14 protein-coding genes are annotated in these 17,576 nt (G+C 48.8%); 8 read left to right on the forward strand and 6 right to left on the reverse strand.

The genetic code is table 11. From position 1 onward, the window contains the following. Positions 1-2: 2 nt before the first annotated feature. The 4 genes from ACI48K_RS01725 to ACI48K_RS01740 form a co-directional block, all read right to left on the reverse strand. Entirely contained in the window at positions 3-1,382 is a 1,380-nt protein-coding gene (locus tag ACI48K_RS01725) for an MATE family efflux transporter (protein WP_475025836.1), read from the reverse strand. 42 nt (positions 1,383-1,424) lie between these two features. Further along, entirely contained in the window at positions 1,425-2,303 is an 879-nt protein-coding gene (locus tag ACI48K_RS01730) for a carbohydrate ABC transporter permease (RefSeq protein WP_475025837.1), read from the reverse strand. A gap of 14 nt (positions 2,304-2,317) precedes the next feature. Further along, positions 2,318-3,202, reverse strand: coding sequence for a carbohydrate ABC transporter permease (locus ACI48K_RS01735; RefSeq protein ID WP_475025838.1), 885 nt, complete (start codon positions 3,200-3,202; stop codon positions 2,318-2,320). Between the two features lie 180 nt (positions 3,203-3,382). Continuing rightward, positions 3,383-4,717 carry an extracellular solute-binding protein gene (locus ACI48K_RS01740; protein ID WP_475025839.1) on the reverse strand — a complete coding sequence of 445 codons (1,335 nt, stop codon included), beginning with the start codon at positions 4,715-4,717 and terminating at the stop codon, positions 3,383-3,385. A gap of 197 nt (positions 4,718-4,914) precedes the next feature. Here ACI48K_RS01740 and ACI48K_RS01745 point away from each other — a divergent pair, with 197 nt between their 5' ends. The 6 genes from ACI48K_RS01745 to ACI48K_RS01770 all read left to right on the forward strand — a co-directional run bounded on the left by ACI48K_RS01745 (position 4,915) and on the right by ACI48K_RS01770 (position 10,548). Beyond that, on the forward strand, positions 4,915-6,660 hold the full coding sequence (locus ACI48K_RS01745; RefSeq protein ID WP_475025840.1) for a sensor histidine kinase: 1,746 nt from the start codon (positions 4,915-4,917) through the stop codon (positions 6,658-6,660). 14 nt (positions 6,661-6,674) lie between these two features. Further along, positions 6,675-7,775 carry a Gfo/Idh/MocA family protein gene (locus tag ACI48K_RS01750; RefSeq protein WP_475025841.1) on the forward strand — a complete coding sequence of 367 codons (1,101 nt, stop codon included), beginning with the start codon at positions 6,675-6,677 and terminating at the stop codon, positions 7,773-7,775. 408 nt (positions 7,776-8,183) lie between these two features. Next, positions 8,184-8,636, forward strand: coding sequence for a VOC family protein (locus ACI48K_RS01755; protein WP_475025842.1), 453 nt, complete (start codon positions 8,184-8,186; stop codon positions 8,634-8,636). Positions 8,637-8,676: 40 nt separating this feature from the next. After that, positions 8,677-9,135, forward strand: a complete 459-nt coding sequence (locus ACI48K_RS01760) for a VOC family protein (protein WP_475025843.1) — start codon at positions 8,677-8,679, stop codon at positions 9,133-9,135. A gap of 37 nt (positions 9,136-9,172) precedes the next feature. After that, the gene (locus ACI48K_RS01765) at positions 9,173-9,877 is read left to right on the forward strand and encodes an SDR family NAD(P)-dependent oxidoreductase (RefSeq protein ID WP_475025844.1); all 705 of its coding nucleotides are present in this window, start codon (positions 9,173-9,175) and stop codon (positions 9,875-9,877) included. A 26-nt stretch (positions 9,878-9,903) separates the two neighbouring features. Then, positions 9,904-10,548 (forward strand): ThuA domain-containing protein, encoded by a 645-nt coding sequence (locus ACI48K_RS01770; protein WP_475025845.1) that lies wholly within the window; start codon positions 9,904-9,906, stop codon positions 10,546-10,548. Positions 10,549-11,339: 791 nt separating this feature from the next. Here the strand turns inward: ACI48K_RS01770 and ACI48K_RS01775 are convergent. Together ACI48K_RS01775 and ACI48K_RS01780 are read right to left on the reverse strand one after the other, a co-directional pair. Further along, positions 11,340-12,944, reverse strand: coding sequence for a response regulator (locus tag ACI48K_RS01775; protein ID WP_475025846.1), 1,605 nt, complete (start codon positions 12,942-12,944; stop codon positions 11,340-11,342). Between the two features lie 162 nt (positions 12,945-13,106). Beyond that, a complete protein-coding gene (locus tag ACI48K_RS01780) occupies positions 13,107-14,042 on the reverse strand; it encodes an aldo/keto reductase (protein ID WP_475025847.1) in 936 nt (311 codons plus the stop codon). 137 nt (positions 14,043-14,179) lie between these two features. Between ACI48K_RS01780 and ACI48K_RS01785 the strand changes: the two genes are divergently transcribed. After that, positions 14,180-14,743, forward strand: coding sequence for a TetR-like C-terminal domain-containing protein (locus ACI48K_RS01785; protein ID WP_475025848.1), 564 nt, complete (start codon positions 14,180-14,182; stop codon positions 14,741-14,743). Between the two features lie 708 nt (positions 14,744-15,451). Next, a complete protein-coding gene (locus tag ACI48K_RS01790; protein WP_475025849.1) occupies positions 15,452-17,152 on the forward strand; it encodes an oleate hydratase in 1,701 nt (566 codons plus the stop codon). Positions 17,153-17,576: the final 424 nt, after the last annotated feature.

Here is a 17,576-nt window from a genome sequence, read left to right on the forward strand (position 1 = left end):
CTTCAGCTTTGCGCCGTTTTCCCGCTCGGTTCCCCGAATATCCGTATCCACCGGAACCGGTTGACTTTGACGAGCGCCACGAAGCATTTCAGAATCTGGTCGGATTTCAGGCAGATGAACGTAATTACCGGCGACAGATTGAATACGACGGCGCACAGTATCGAAGACGGAAGCACAATGAGCCACATGAAAATAAAATCGTTGTACAGCACGAATTTGGTATCGCCGCCGCTGCGGACGATTCCCGTCAGAGAAGGCATGTGATACGCCGTGCCGAACGCCGTCACCGACAGAACCGTCATGAACTGCAGCGCCAAATCTTTCGCTTCCGGTGAAATCGTATAGAGCCCGAGCACCAATTCCTTGCCGCTAAACAGCACGGCCGCCGTACATAAGCCGATAAACACATACATCATCTGCAGCGTTTTGGCATAAGCCTTGATCTTGTCAACCTGCCCGCTGCCAATCGTTTTGCCGATAATGACCGCCGTTGCACTGGCGGAGGCGTAGGTCACCACGGAGACGATCTGGAAAATCGTCGTCGCGATGCTGTTCGCGGCAATTGCCGCTTCCCCCATGTGCCCGAGTATGCCGGTTTGCACAGCCATGGCGATTCCCCACAGCCCGTTGGACAATAGAATCGGAGAACCCACGCGCAGGTATTGCTTGAACATCCCCATATCAAACTGGAAGAAATCCTTGAGCTGCAGAAAAATTTTCCGGTCGAAACGCTTGAGATAAATAAAGATGATGCAGCATTCAATAATTCTCGCCGTCAGCGTGGCAATCGCCGAACCGCGTACGCCCAGCGCCGGGAACCCGAAATGACCGTAGATCAGAACATAATTCAGGCATACATTGATGATCAGGGTCGACAAGGAAATGATGAAGCCGATTTTCACCGTCTCTACGCTTCGCATCGTAGCAAGCAGCGTAAAGGTGATGGCAAAAAAGACATAAGAGAAGCAGATGATTCGAATATATTTCACGCCCTCGGCAATGACGCTTTCATCCCCCGTAAAAAGCGACAAGCTCCCGTGAGGAAAAATGAACACGATCAGCCATAAGATAATGCTTAGGCCTACGGCCACGCGCATGCCGATGCTGCTGACTTTTTTGATCGATTGCACATCTCTCGCCCCCCAGAATCTGGAGGCCAAAATGACCAGGCCCTCTCCTGCGCCCATTACGATCATCTGTAGCAAAAACTGAATCTGATTGGCCAGCGCCACGCCCGAAAGCGCCGATTCGCTGTAACCGCCAAGCATCAGGTTATCCGAGAGGTTGACGCCGAATGAAATCACGTTCTGGAGCGCGATCACCAGGGTCAGCCCGAAAAAGCTTTTGTAAAATAGTCTGTCGCGGACAAATAAATGATTCACAGCTAGGTTCCTTCCCTTTACAAGCCGTTTTCACCTATTGTATTACCCTTTGACGGACCCGGCAATTAAACTTTTCTGCACTTGTTCGCTGAGCAAGATATAGATGAGCAGCGTCGGGATGGTGGCGATCACCAAACCTGCCCCGATCGGTCCCCAATCCGTGGTATGCTGCCCGGCCAGCGACATGATCCCGACGGTCAGCGTTTTCAGCTTGTCGTCATTGATGAATGTATTGGCAAACATCAACTCGTTCCAGGAGCTCAAGTAAGTAAAAATGGCCACGGTAGACAAAGCCGGTCTCAGCAGCGGAACGATAATTCTGCCGAATATTTGGTAGATATTGCATCCGTCGATGCAGGCCGCTTCTTCCAGCTCCCGTGGAATATTGCCGAGAAAGCCGGTCAGGATAAAGATCCCCATCGGCAGCGCGAACGCTACATAAGGAATGATCAGGGACATGTACGTGTTGAGCAGGTGCACATTCCGCAAAATGACGAACATCGGCAGCAGAGTCGCATGAATCGGAACCATCAAGCCGATCAGAAAATAGGTCAGAAACAGATTGTTCATCTTCCACTTCATCCGTACGATAGCATAGGAAGTCGCCGCCAGCAGAACGCTTGAGATGACAATCGTCGCTACAGTAACGAGAAGGCTGTTCCAAAAGTAAACGCCTACATCACCGGTCGTCAGCGCCGAGGTATAATTGGCCACTCTCCATACATGCGGCAGGCCAAGCACGTTCCCGCCAAAAATCTCGTTGTTGTCTTTAAATGAGAACAATAACAGCCAGATCAGCGGATACACCTGAATAAAGGCGTAAACGCACAAAGCCAAAGTAAGGAGCCATTTGCCGATTCTTTTAACATTGAAATTCGCTTTAGGGCTTGGATTCGTCGCTAACATCACATTGCCTTCCATCGTTTACACCCCTTTCAATAAACCGGATCTTTGCCGAACATTTTTTGGATAACCAAGGTTGCGATCAGACATTCCACAATGATAAATACCGCCATGGAACTGCCGTAGCCGTATTGATATTTGGCAAATATCGAAGTATACATGACCGTTGTCGGTACATCTGTAGAATGCAGCGGTCCGCCGTTCGTGAGCACGTAAATCAGGTCGAAGGCTTTAAACGAACCGATGACGGAAAAAACGACGCATACGCGCAAAATCGGTTTCATCAGCGGAATCGTGATTTTGAGCGCCATCTTGGCCTCCCCCGCTCCATCGATGGTGGCCGCTTCGTAAATATCCGGGGAAATCGATTTCGCCGATGCGTACATCAGCAGCATATGATAGCCGACATATTGCCAAAGGAGCGCCACGAAGACCGCGCCAAGCGCCGTGGTTGTGCTGCCGAGCCATTCCTGGGTCCATGAGTTTAATCCGATTTTCGTCAGGATGATGTTGAGCATCCCGTAGCTCGGATGGTAGATTTTCATCCACAATTGCCCGATAACCACCGTTGAAATAATAACCGGAATAAAATAAACCGTTCTGTAAAACTTCTCGAACTTTACCCCTCTTGATAATATGAGAGCGAGCAAAAGCGAGATTGGAAGCTGTATTCCGACGGAAACGACGGCGAGAATGATTGAATTTTTTACGCCCTTCGTAAAACCGTCCGTATTGTTTACAAATAAGTCCACATAGTTTTGAAATCCGATGTATTGCCCTTTCGAGAAGCCGTCCCATTTGAGAAAGCTGTAATACCCCGAGAAGAAGATCGGAAGGATGATAATGACGGTAAAGACGAGAAACGTCGGGAAGACAAAAACAAAAATGGCCTTTTTATCGCCAAGCAATTTTTGCATCCTTGTGCTGCCTCCTTTGAGCGGAATTCGTGAGAAATATGTCTATGTTCTAAGACAGTAGAGGGTTTCCTGTATCCAAACCTAAGATTTTTCGAACGGAATAAATTTCCCTGCCAATGATACGGGAAGGTATATCGGCAGGGAATTTTTAGATACGAAAGCTTTGCAAGAAAATCCCGGTTATTTGTTGCCTGTCATTTTGTCCTGCATTTGTTTGCCGTAATCTTCAGGCGTAATGTGGTTAGCGAATACTTCCGCAACCAGATCTTTATGCGTTTGCGCGTCGGCGCCGTTCAAATAGATATCCCAAACCGGTACGCTGCCTTTGGAGCCGGTTACGATATCGTCCATGATTTGTTTGGCCAGCGGGTTGATTTTGGATTGATCCAGTGAGTCGTATTTCCAGGTTGGCAGGTTGATGCCTGTCAAGTAACCTTCTTCCGCTTGAGCTTGAGCCAGGTACAATGCGGCCTTAACCGCTTGATCTTTGTATTTGGTATCCGCGTTGATCAGGAGAGCGTCACTGCCGCCGCCGACATATTCGGTCGGATCGCCTTTGCCGTCTTCGATCCCAGGGAAACGGATGGCTTTAATTTTACCTTTAACCATTGAATCGTCGGCTTCCATTTTGGACGCCATCCAGTTGCCGCCGAACAGCATGGCGACTTTACCTTGATTGAACTCGGCTTCCGCTTCGTCTTCCGTCATGCCGAGGATGCCTTTGTCAAATGCGCCGGAGTTCACGAGTTGCTGCACTTTCTCGGCCGCTTTCACGAAAGCCGGATCCGTAAAGGAAGCTTTGCCGTTGAGCGCATCCAGGGACAATTGGGTACCGCTTTCACGAAGTGCCAGCATATCGTACAGCCACATGCCAGGCCATTGGTCTTTTTCGCCGGTGATCATCGGTTTTACGCCGTTCTTCTTAAACGTATCCACCGCGGTCATCAATTCGCTGAACGTGGTCGGAACTTTGACCCCGTATTTGTCGAACAGCTCGGTATTGACGTAAAGGGCGCCGGCCATTTGTCCGTAAGTGATCCCGTAAACGCTGCCGTCGTAAGTTACGTTGTCGAGTGCGCCGGGAAGCATTCCGCTTTTGGCTTCGTCCGTCAAATAATCGTCCAGCTTAAGGATTTTGCCGGCTTCTACGAATGGCTGCGCGAAACCGCCTGTCCAAGAATACATAATATCCGGAGCTTCGCCTGCGGCGATCGCCGTTTTGATTTTCGTTTTATAAGCGTTATTTTCCGTACCGCTCACTTCAATTTGAATATCTGGATTTTCGTCGTTCCATTTTTTAATGATCGCGTCAAGTTCCGATTTCTCCGGCTCGGCGGTGCTGATTCCCCAGAAGGAAAGTGTCACCTTCTCTGTTTTTGCCTCGCTGCCGCTGTTGCTGCCGTTGCCGCTGCTGCTGTTGTTCGTGGATGAATTACTGCTGCCGCATGCAGACAAGCTTACTGCGAGTGTAGCGGCAAGCACGGCAGAGACAACCGTCTTCGTGAATCGTTTCATTCTGAAATCCTCCCTTTTTTTTGTCATAGCATTTTTGATACGCTTTCATGATAATGAAATTGCCTCGGAATCTGAATCTAATATATTGACTACATCCTCTAATTTTTTTACTTAAGCTCGGAACCGTATATAATTCACCCCAAAATCATAGTAGAATGTGGTTGTCCTTAAGCCTCGCACATAAGGAGCTGTATGACATGACGAGATTGAAGAAATGGTTTATGGACCTCAAGATTACCCCGAAGATCATGGTGTATTATTCGATTACCATCATTATTTTTATGTTTCTAAGTACCATTATTTATAAGCAGATCAATTACAGCGTCATGACCGGCAAGGTCAGCCAAATGTCGCTGGAAACGGTGAAAACCGTGAATTCCAACCTGAATCTTCTAATAGAAACGGCGAATAACCAGGAGAAGATTTTGCTCTCCAGCCAAACCCTGCAGAATGCCCTGAGTAAAAAAAATGAAGATAATAACCCCCTTCTGCAGCGGCAGGTTGAAAACTATCTTGAGGAATCCATGAACTTCAACGAAACGATTTCTTCTATTTATGTGTTTGACATGGACGGCACCAAATATTACGCCGACAACTCTTCTTATAAAGCCGTCAGCCTGGCAAAAATTCAAAGCGCTTCCTGGTTCCCCGAACTGATTCGGCGCAATGGCGGTTATCTGCTTAAGCTGAACGGAGGCGGAGTGTTCGAAGGCAAGGACATGAATTATATCTCCTTGATCCGCCTTGTCAACAATATTGATACCCAAAAGCCCATCGGCTATTTGATGATCAATATTTCGGAGAGCTATATCAACCAGTATCTGAACCAGGATAAGAACAATGCTTACAACACCCATTACTTACTCAAGGATGAGGCCAATCGGGATTTCATTCATACGGACCTTGAGGAGAACCGGGGCTTCACCTCGGTGATCGGCAGTGCGCTTGGGAGGAACGATCACTCCGAAGTCAAGAAAATCGGGAAACGGCAGTATATCGTATCCAACCTGAACACCGATTTCCATTGGAAGCTGATCGGCATTACTCCATTTAACGAGCTTACCAGACAGGACCAAACTTATACGATTATTTTCTTCATAACACTGCTGGTCAATGGGATTTTATTGATGTTTGGAATCGTTTTTACTTCCCTGCTGATTTCCAAACCGATTCAAAAGCTGGTCAATGCGATGAAAACCGTAGAAAGGGGGGTGTTTAAAGAGGTTTCGATCAAAACCGGGAACGATGAAATCGGCAAGCTGAAAAATGTGTACAACATGATGATTCAGGAAATCCAGAAGCTATTCGACAACATTATCAGCGAGCAGGCCACCAAGCGGAAAATGGAGCTCGAAGCGCTGCAAAATCAGATCAAGCCGCACTTTCTTTACAATACGTTCGATGCGATCAGCTCCCTGGCCATCTCGGGGAATAACAAGGACGTTTACAAGATCGTCAAAGCGCTTGGAAAGTTTTACAGAGCGTTCCTGAACAACGGCAACGAGGAAATCACCATCCGGAAAGAGCTCGAAATCGTCGAACAATATCTCACCATCCTGAAATACCGATTTGGCGACAAATTTGAGGTTGCCACCGATTTTGACGAACGAACGCTTGATTATAAAATTCCGCGATTAGTGCTGCAGCCTTTGGTTGAAAACGCTATCAACCATGGGATACGCGGAAAACCCGGTCCCGGTCTTATCACCGTCAAATCTTTGGTTCATGACAACTGCATCCTGCTGGTCGTGGAAGACGACGGTGCCGGCATGGACGAGGCCAAAATTACGCAAATCAAAGAAAGGCTCACCTCCGGCGTCGGCCTCAAAACGACGATCGAACGGCTCGGAATCTACTATAATTCGGCCCATATTTTTCATATCGAAAGCCATAAAGGATTGGGAACCCGAATCACGATTACCATTCCAATGAATAAAGGATGAAAGGCGGAAAAACGATGTCAAAAGTTAAAGTGGGAATTATCGGCTGCGGCACGATCAGCGGCATCTACCTTAAAAACCTGACAACACTGTTTACGGATACCGAGGTATATGCCTGCGCCGACTTGAACAAAGAACGGGCCGAGCAAGCCGCTGCGGAATGGCATGTCCCGCATGCGATGACCGTAGAAGAGCTTCTTGCCTGCGACGAAATTCAGATCGTTCTCAATTTGACCATTCCTAAAGTGCATTTTGAGGTGTGTAAACAGGTGCTGGAAGCCGGCAAACATGTCTACGTCGAAAAACCGCTGTCCCTGACGCTGGAGCAAGGCAAAGAACTGGTTGGGATCGCCCAAGCCAAAGGCCTGCTGCTCGGCTGCGCGCCGGATACGTTCCTTGGCGCAGGGCTTCAAACCTGCATCAAATTGATCAACGACGGTTACATCGGCACGCCGGTGGCCGCAACCGCCTTCATGCTCTGTCACGGTCATGAGCACTGGCATCCGGATCCTGAGTTCTACTATCAGCCCGGCGGCGGACCGATGTACGACATGGGTCCTTACTATCTCACCGCGCTGGTCAGCATGCTCGGACCGGTTGAGCAGGTGTGCGGAATGACGGGAATCAACTTCCCGACACGAACGATCACAAGCTCCAAAAAATTCGGCCAAACGATCAACGTTGAAGTCCCTACCCATGTGGTCGGCACCCTAAAATTCAAAAACAACGCGATCGCTTCAATCATCACCAGTTTTGACGTATGGGCCTCTTCCCTGCCGAACATCGAAATTTACGGAACGCTGGGAACCATGATCGTCCCCGATCCGAATACCTTTGACGGCGTGATCAAGGTGAAAACCACCGGCAGCGACAGCTTCATGGAGATGCCGTACACCCACGGCTACGCCGAGAACAGCCGGGGCATCGGCGTGGCCGACATGGCCAAGTGCATTCTGGAAGGCGGCCGCAACCGGGCCAGCGGCGAGCTTGGCAACCATGTGCTTGAGCTGATGCACGCCGTTCACGCCTCGAACGACAGCGGCCAATATTACAGCATGACCACCACCTGCTCTCGTCCCGAGCCTCTTCCCCTTGGCCTGATCAAGGGAACGGTGTAACCTGCTTGCCGTCCCGCCGCCAAAGCGGCCATCTGGCCTTCAATGGTCGTCAAGGCACCATGACGGCGCGGACGAACCTTGAATTATTTTACCCGCGGTAATAAGCGCGCGGTTGTTAGGGGGCTTGCTCCCCCTGCTGAGCTAAAGACGATGAAGGCGAAATGTCCTTTATGATAAAGGTGCTAGGCAAAAGTGTGAAATGTTCTGGCAGAAACGGCAGTGGTCGCCTTTGTGAGCGGATTTCAACCCTATCTGAATTGAAATATTCAAAGAAATCCGTGAACAACAGCGATCGAAGGAACGTTTCACATGGCTGCCCCTCCACCTTATTCAGATCAATTTATTCGCATCATTGTCTGCCGTATCCGCGCGTTTATAAATATAATTCCACTATAAGGAGAGACAAACATGGGAATCATCGATCCGAAACAAATCTGCCAGATCGCTTTAGTCGTCAAAGACATCGAAGCAACGGCCAAAAACTATGCCGATATCTTCGGCGTCAAAGTGCCTGACATCTGGCAAATCGCGCCGGAAGAAGAAAGCCATACGAAATATAGAGGGCTCCCTACCGGAACCCGCGCCAAACTTTGCGTTTTTGACCTGGGGGCGGTGGTCCTGGAACTGACCGAACCGGATGAGTATCCAAGTTCGTGGAAGGAATTCCTCGACGAAAAAGGCGAAGGCGTCCACCACATCGGATTCACTGTGGAAAACCGCGAAGAAGCCCTGAAGGCGTTGGAAGCAAGAAATATTCCGGTTCGCCATTACGGCGAATACACCGGAGGAAACTACACCGTCGTCGACAGCGAAGAAAAGCTCGGCGTGCTGCTCAACATTAAATACGAACCCAAAAACTAATCTTAAAGTAAAAATTTTAAAGAATGGATGGTGCAGTAACATGGAAAAAGGCGTTCTTGGCGTAAAAGTAGTAGCTCAAATTGGTCTTATCGTTAACGATATCGAGGTAACCGGCAAGAAATACGCAGACTTCCTCGGCGTGGATCTTCCTCCCGTCGAATTGACGGGCGCTTTTGAAGACTCCGATATTCATTACAAAAACAATCCGACCGAAGCCAGAGCCAAGCTGATGTTCTTCCGAACTCCGGGTTCGGTGGAAATCGAATTGATCGAGCCGGACCACAATCCGTCCACTTGGCGCGAATTTCTCGACACCCACGGCGAAGGCGTGCATCATATCGCTTTTTACGTGAAAGATACCCAAGGAAAAGTGGCCAAATTGGAACAAATGGGCATGCCGATGGTACAAACCGGCAGATGGGATACCGGCAGATATACCTATATCGACAGCCAAAACGACCTCAAATTGATGCTCGAATTGCTGGAAAACGACAACTAATCGAAGCTTCTTACTAACATTAACGGAGGAACATGCTATGAACATCGTCGTTATCGGCGCAAATCGCGGGCTCGGATACTGTCTGGCCAATGTGTTTGCCCAAAATAACCACAACGTCATCGCCGGCGTATTCGGCGCCGACGAATCGCCCGAGATTCAAGCTCTCGCCGATTCTCACAAAAATAATCTCACCTTGGTTCCTATGGACGTTTCCAATGAAGAATCGATCAAAGAGGCGGTCCAAACCGCCAAACACTTATTTGGCCAAGTCGACATTCTGATCAATGTGGCGGGCGTGCTCATGCGCGGAGACCGGGAAGACACGATCGTGAACGGCAGCCTGAAAGACCTGCGCATTTCGCTTGAGGTGAACACGGTAGGCACCGTTAACGTCATGCAGCAATTTCTGCCGATCATGCGGGATGGCGGCAAAGGCCTGATGATCATGATTACTTCCGAAGCCGGCAGCGTGTCCATCAACGGCGACGTATATCCGGCCTACTCGATCTCCAAAGCCGCCGCCAACAAAGCGGTATTCGTATTTCGGGCGACCATCGGGGACCAATGCCGTATTTATGCCATGCACCCCGGCCGTATGAATACGGAAATGGGCCGTACGTACGCGCAAATCGAGCCGATGGAATCTGCGGAAAGCATTTTCCAAATCGCGACCGGAGCCAAAGCGGTGCAGGATAACGGAACTGGCTTCATCAACTACAAAGGCGAACCGATGGAGCTTTAAGTTTTAGGTTGATTGGAGGGGGAAGCATGAAGAAAAAAGTTTTTGCGCTTTTGGGAGATTACTATCATGATCACGACCTCATTCTCAAAACGTTGAAGGAAGCGATCAAACCGCTGGATGACCTGCTCGAACTGCATGATATCGAAACCGGGGACATCGAGTCGGCCTTAAGCGAACACCCCGATTTGATCATCATAAACAAGGAAAACCGCGTCAATCCGACAGAGGAAACGGTCTACAACTGGATGACGCCGGACATCGAAAACAAGTTTTCCGATTATGTCTACCACGGCGGCAGCTTGCTGGCATGGCACGCGGGATTGGCCTCCTACCCGGAGGAAGGCCCATATGCCACTATGCTTAGAGGCGTGTTCAAATTCCATCCGCGCGTGAATAAAATCGTCACCTACGAGCCTTACGGAGAACCTTGCTTTCTCGGAAAACCCGTCACTTTCGAAGCGATCGACGAGCACTACTTCGTGGAATGCGACCTGCCGAACACCAACGTATTCTTGGGCTCGAAGTCGAGCGACGGGGCATCGATGGCCGGATGGGCGCACAATTTTGGACAGGGCCGGGTCTGCTGCATCACGCCAACACATAGAATCGAAGGATTAACGAATCCGGAGCTGATCCGATTGGTCAAAGAATCGGTGCAGTGGCTGGTATAAGCACATAACGTTCGAGAGTATCTGACGAAAAAAGAGCCTTTCCGCCAAGTAAATGTGAAGTGTAACCCAAACAAGAGGTTGTTCCCAGCGATCACAGATGACGAGGGACAACCTCTTTCCGTATACCACCGGTTCGAATGAACATTTTGGCCCAAATGACCAAACAGCTCCTCCGCCACATTCGGGTCAAGTTGAATAAGTATCTCAAAATAAGAATTGAATGATATCTTGAAGGAGAAAAGATATAAGGGAACAAAAGGGCGCTATTGGAGCAATATTCCCCGTTTGGCGCGAAATAGAGGCCCGAAAAGGCGCTATTTTCCCGAATCGTCGGGGAATTACCGCTTTTTGCCTGTTTGCTGGAAAATAAGGCCCCAAAATGCCTCTATTGGTGAGAAATGCGCTGGAATCCGGTAAATAAGACCTTAACGTGCCGCTATTTTGTGGGGGGCCCTAGTCAGAGCATTTAGTCATGTTTCCTTAGTTTCCCTTAGTCATCTGCAGTCAGGTGCCTTTAATCAGCCCCCCTAGTCAGGTGCTGCGTTTAGCCATGAATATAGCACCGACAGATAAGCCCCGTTATTTCCAGTTCGATCACATATCTGTGGTGCAGGGGATGGCACTTTAACAAAGTTTTAAATAGCTTCAATACACATTGTATTGCAACTGACGATTATAGCTAGGAATGCTAATAACTAACTCTACAGATTTTATGGAACAAGCAAGGCTAATATTGAACGGTGGTAAACCGAAAGCGGACACTTTGAAGAAAGTGCCCGCTTTCGGTTTTTTTATTGCTTCAGCGTTTTCCGGTAATCGCTTACGGAAATGCCGGTAAATTTCTTAAAGCAGGTGCTGAAATAATTGGAGTCGGAAATACCTACCGCTTTGGCGATCTCAAACGCCTTCAAATCCTGTTCGCGAAGCAGCGCAATCGCTTTTTCCACCCGGATCGTCGTGAGGTACTCCACGAAATTGGTTCCGACCTCTTTTTTGAAAGTGCGGCTGAGATAACTCGGGTTCAGGAAAAAGACTTTGGCCAGACTGGTCAGCGACAACGTGCTGTCGGCGTAATTTTCATCGACGTATTTCTTGATGTCGTCAATCGAATTGCTGATTTTATGCAGCTGATGGTCGCTGATGATCGCCATCGTTTTCTCGGCAGTCTCGTTCAGGTATTTTTTGACGTCCGGAATCGTGTCCAGCACGAAATAATTGTACAGCTCCACTTCGAACCTTTGCACTTCATCCGGGTCAAGGCCGTATTCCGTCAGCTTGCGCAGGCAGATCATATGGATATTCATCGCAATTTTGCGGATATAATTGATGACCGTTTTATCCTTCAGGTCCAGATTCTCGTAGATCTCGTCGATCGTTTCCTGAACCTTGTCCTTCAGACCGGCTTTAATATAAAAGCCAAGCTTGTTGTAGCTGTTGTTCACATCGCATGAATTATGCTTATTATACAGGTCGATATGGTTGTACAAAATAATGACGTTATTGCCGACCGCAATCCGATAGTTGATCGCTTCGAGCGCTTCTTTGTAGGAATAATTGATTTCGTTCACGTCTCTTTTGACGTTGCCGAGACCGATGCAAATCGAACAGGACGTTTTTCCGATGATCTGCTCCCTCAGATGTTCGCACTTTTCGTACAAATCCGTGTTTTCGTCGTTGTTAAGGATAATAATACGGTTCATCGAATCAAAAAACGTGATTAAGTAGCGGTTCGCCCCGAAAAATTGATTCACGATATCCAGGATTTCCATGCTGTGCATGAGCCGCTTTTCTTCGCTGATCGCTTTATTCTCCGCAGGATTGACCTCGATGGCCGCGATTTGAAAGCTGTCATACTTGAAATTGACTCCAAGGAACGACATTTTCTCCGTGGTCAGCTTCTTATCGGCTACTTCCTCCAGCAGTTCGTTGAAAAAACGGTCCTTCAAATACGGAAGATTATCGTACAGACGGCTTCTCAGCTTGGAATACTCGCTGCTGCTTCGCCGCTCCTGCTCGATCACCGATTTCAAATTGGTCACGGTCTGCAGAACTTCTTCGTCGTTGATCGGCTTCAGCAAATAATCGGAAATTCCGATGCGGATGCTTCGCTGCGCGTACTGGAAATCATCATAGCCCGTAAGAATCACAATCTTCGTCTCCGGGTGCTTTTTCAAGGCCATTTCGCTAAAGGTGATACCATCTATAATCGGCATATAAATATCCGTGAAAATAATATCCGGCAAGTACTGATCGACCAAATCAATCGCTTCATTGGCATTCGAGGCTTCGCCGACGATATCCATATTGAGGTAATCCCAATTGATGCAATTCTTGAGGAGGTTCCTTACCAGATATTCATCATCCACGATCAGAACCTTTATTTTTTCGTTCGCCACATTCCGTCACCTGCCCCTGATTACTCGGGTAATTGATGTCCCTCAAGCCATGTTCGCGCTTACATAAACAGCGGACTGATACAAAGCTTATTATCGCACGAACTTTAGGCTTTTCATATCAATTATATCACTGCCGGCCCTTTTGCAGCATGACTTTACGCCTTACCAGCCCAGATTTTTGCTCTGAATTTCGTCTTTCCACAGCGCCTGCAGTTTGGCAACATGCTCAAGCGGCATCACAGCCTTGCTTGCCGAGACATTTTCCGCGAGTTGAGCACGGCTTCTGACCCCCGGAATGACCGTGGATACTTCGGAATAAGCCAGAATAAAGCGGAGCGCGGCCATCGTCATGGAAGTTTCGGCATCGGTGATGAAACGGATCTTCTCAAGCAGTTCCGAACGAGCCTGTATGATTTCCGGAGACCAGCGGCTGCGGATTCCCTCAAAGGTGCTGTTGCTGCCGTATTTACCGGAAAGCCAGCCGGAATCAAGGGGCACCTTGATAATTAATCCGATGTTTCTGTCTTTGGCTTCCCGGAAGGCCTCCGCGGTTTCCTGATAAAAGATATTGAACATGACTTCCATCACGCCGACGCCGGGATCCTTCATCGCTTCGCGCATGTCCTTACTGGAATCGACGGACACGCCGTAAGCCAGAATTTTACCGTCCCGCTTCAGTTCCTCCATCACCCGGTAATGACCGTATTTCCCGTCCAGATGATCAAACGGCGGATTGTGGATGATAACCGAGTCGAGGTAATCCGTTTTCAGGCGCTTCAGGCTTTGCTCGACCGAAGCTCTGATTTGATCTGCGGAATAATCGGTATGGCCGTCCGGCCAATGTCCAAATTTGCTGTTGATGACCACTTCGCCGCGTCTTCCTTCAAGCGCTTGTCCCAGCAGTTCTTCGCTGCGTCCAAGCCCATAGTTCGGAGCGGTATCGAAAAAGTTGATGCCCTTATCCATGGCTTCGTGAACCAGAGCGATCGCCTCCGCGTCCTCCATCGCTTCCCAATCCTGCCGATTGCCCAACTGCCACGCACCGAAACCGATTTCGGAAACGGATTTGCCCGTAACGCCGTATTGTCTTTTATTCATCCTGTTCACTCCTATTGATGGCTCCAGAGCCTTTTGTTCCGTACCTATCACTAATGTTATACTAAATGAATCGATTTTCCCATGTCATCAAGTCGGCGAATCCAATCATTTGCGGATATTGGAGGGATTTATGTCAAATGTCATATTCACAAATCACCAAAAACGCTCTGGCCCGTTCCTTGAAAAAGCTGATGCTGACCGTACCGCTCAATAAAATCACGATCAAGCAGCTGACGGCGGATTGCGGCGTAACGCGGCATACCTTCTACAATCATTTTCAGGATATTTACGAGCTTCTCGGCTGGGTTTATCAAATCGAAGTCATTGAAGGCCTTGAGGAGTTCCGCAATTATGCGGGCTGGAAGCAAGGCTTCCTAAGCGTGCTGCGTTATACTGAGAAAAATAAAACCATTTGCCTGAACACCTTCCACTCTATGGGGCGTGAGCATCTGGAGAAATTTTTGTACGGCGTCATTTATGATGTCATCATCGAAGTCGTAAACGAGTTGGCGGACGGGCTTCCCGTAACCACAAGATCCAAGCAGGAGGTGGCCGATTTTTTTGCCATGGCAATCCTGCAGCAGGTCATCGAATGGCTTAAAACGGGCACCAAAACGGACCCGATCGAAATCGTCGACAAGGTGGCCAAAATCATGGACGGCAACATCGCCAGAAGCCTGCAGAACTACGTTGCCGGTTAAAAGCCAATTCGAGCCCTTCGGTAAAATAGGCTTTCAAAAGTGAATGTAGTGTTCCTCCCCAAATCAAGAACTACAGGGAACTTAAAGATTTCCCGTTAATTTTTGCATTAGAGCGGTTGATGTTCTCCAGGGCTGATTTCCGCTGCGTGCAATACAACTAACCAATACTCATGGCCCATCTTCGTTCCGCCTGCTCTCCTTGATTCCTCCAACTAACTGGAAATATTCCCGCTAATTTGGCGGGATTTTCGGTTTTGCGAGGATTACCGGGAAAATCTCCTGTTAATTTCACGCTTTTGAACTCTGAGTGGGAAAATATCCGGAATTATCCGGAGCTTTCCAGCTAATTCTGGCTACGACTCGATAGCTGTTACATTAACGGGAGGGTTTCCCGTTAATTTTACTAGAACTCAGCAACTCCTTAATTAACAAGGGCGTTTCCCGTTAATTTTTGCAATAGAGCGGAACATTTACTTAATCAAAGAAATCCGGGAACAACAGCGATCGAAAGAGCATTTTACACGACTGCCTGCTATACGTAATCTTTGATTAAACTTTTAGCATTCATATATTTTTCATAAATGACACAATGTTATTCAAGTGTGCAAACCCTGGACATTTGCGGCTGGATGTTCATGGTTTTCTTTCTTTTCCGTGGGTATATTAAAGGCAGATCAAACCTACTTTAAACGGGAAAGGAAGATTGCAATGGGTACTTATCAAAGAATTCATCCGCGGGTTCCGGAAGGCATCGCTTCCAAAAAGGCGTATTTGGTCGGTGGAGGAATCGGTTCGCTTTCGGCCGCGGCATTCCTCATCCGTGACGGTCATATGCCCGGCAAAAATATTCACATTTTCGAAGAATCCGCCATTTACGGCGGCTCCATGGATGGAGCCGGCAATGCCAAAGACGGTTACAGCGCCCGCGGCGGCCGCGAAATCGAAGAGCATTTCGAGACCTTTATGGAGCTGTTTGGCTTCATCCCTTCGCTCACCAACCCGGACCGGACCGTGCTCGACGAATTCCGCGAACTGAATCTGGCGGAACCGATCGAGTCCCACTGCCGGCTCGTGGAAAAGGCCGGACAAAAGGCGGATTTCTCTTCGCTGGGACTGTCCACCGCCCACTCTCTCGAGCTTGGCAAGCTGGCCATGCTGACGGAAGAAAAGCTCGGCGCGACAACGATTGAGCAGTTTTTTGACCCAAGCTTCCTGGAAACGAACTTCTGGTATTTCTGGCGCTCCATGTTCGCCTTCGAAAACTGGCATAGCGTCGTGGAAGTCAAACGTTATATGGAACGTTTCATGCACCTGATCGGCGGAATGAATCAATTGAAAGGTATTCTTCATACCGAATACAACCAGTTCGATTCCTTGATTCTGCCGCTGATGAAATGGCTTGAAGCACAGGGCGTCAACTTTGACGCCGGCCACCAGGTGGTGGATTTGGACGTTGACTTCACGGGCGGCGCGAAAACCGTGACGGGCATCCATCTGCTCGTAAACGGCTCCCCAAAAAAGATCGCTACCACCAAAGACGATCTCGTGATGGTAACTAACGGTTCCATGACGGAAAACTCGACCCGCGGCGATCTGGATCATCCGGCGATCCTTAACCGTTCCGTCAGCGAACGGGGCTGCTGGAGCCTGTGGGAAAAGCTGGCCGCCAAATCTCCTGATTTCGGACACCCGGAAGTATTCTGCGGAGATATCGATAAAACCAAATGGCTTTCGTTTACGATTACTCTTACCGACGACGACATCGTGTTCCCATATTTGCTGGATTTGACCGGCGACTTGCCCGGCATGGGCGGCGTTGTAACCATCAAGGATTCCAACTGGCTGATGTCCTGGACTGCCCCGAAGCAGCCTCATTTCATCAACCAGCCGGAAAACGTAAAAGTCCTCTGGGCCTACGGTTTGTTCCCGGATGCGGTCGGCAATTACGTGAACAAAACCATGGCCGATTGTACCGGACGCGAGCTGTTTGAAGAGCTTCTTTACCACATGGGACTGAAAGACCGTATCCCGGAAATTCTCGAGCATACAACCAACGTCATTCCTGTCATGATGCCTTACATCACTTCTCAGTTCATGCCGCGCGTGCTGGGCGATCGCCCGCAGGTCGTTCCGCAAGGCAGCGTAAACCTCGCCTTCCTCGGCCAATTTGCCGAAGTGCCGGACGACTGCGTATTTACGGTCGAATATTCCGTGAGAACGGCCATGACGGCGGCATACCGGCTGCTTGATCTGGAAAAAGAGGTGATCCCGGTTTATCCGAGCCGCTACGATGTCCGCGTCCTGCTGAACGCCGTAAGAACCTGTCTCGGCAACAAGCCGCTGCCGCTCGACAAAACGCTCGGACAGCTGTTGTCCGGGACGGAAATCGCCAAGCTGCTGATTCGTTAAGTTACTTTAAAGTAGATCTACCTAGGGCGCGCCGATCGATCGGCGCGCCTTTCTTATTAATGCTTCAGCCATTTGAGCACGTTAAGCGTGGGGAAACAGAAAACCACTCGGCTATGTGTGTGGTATAACCGAGGCTTAATAGCAAGCAAAACTACCTGATGCAGACGTTATATATAGGAGTGATCCAAGCTACTACGTATAACGAAAGGAAAAGGTAATTTAATGGTCAGCACCTCGTTAACTCAATATAGGCTCTTCATACCGCTTTTCAGCGATGGAACCACATTAACTGGGAATTCTCCTGTTAATTCGCCCCTTATTGAAACTGGCTGAGCAATAACTGGAAATTCTCCAGCTAAATCATTGATTTAGGCCGTAGACTACCTCGTTTGCCAAAATTAGTGGGAGCATTTCCAGTTAATTA

The organism is Paenibacillus terrisolis (assembly GCF_056171975.1).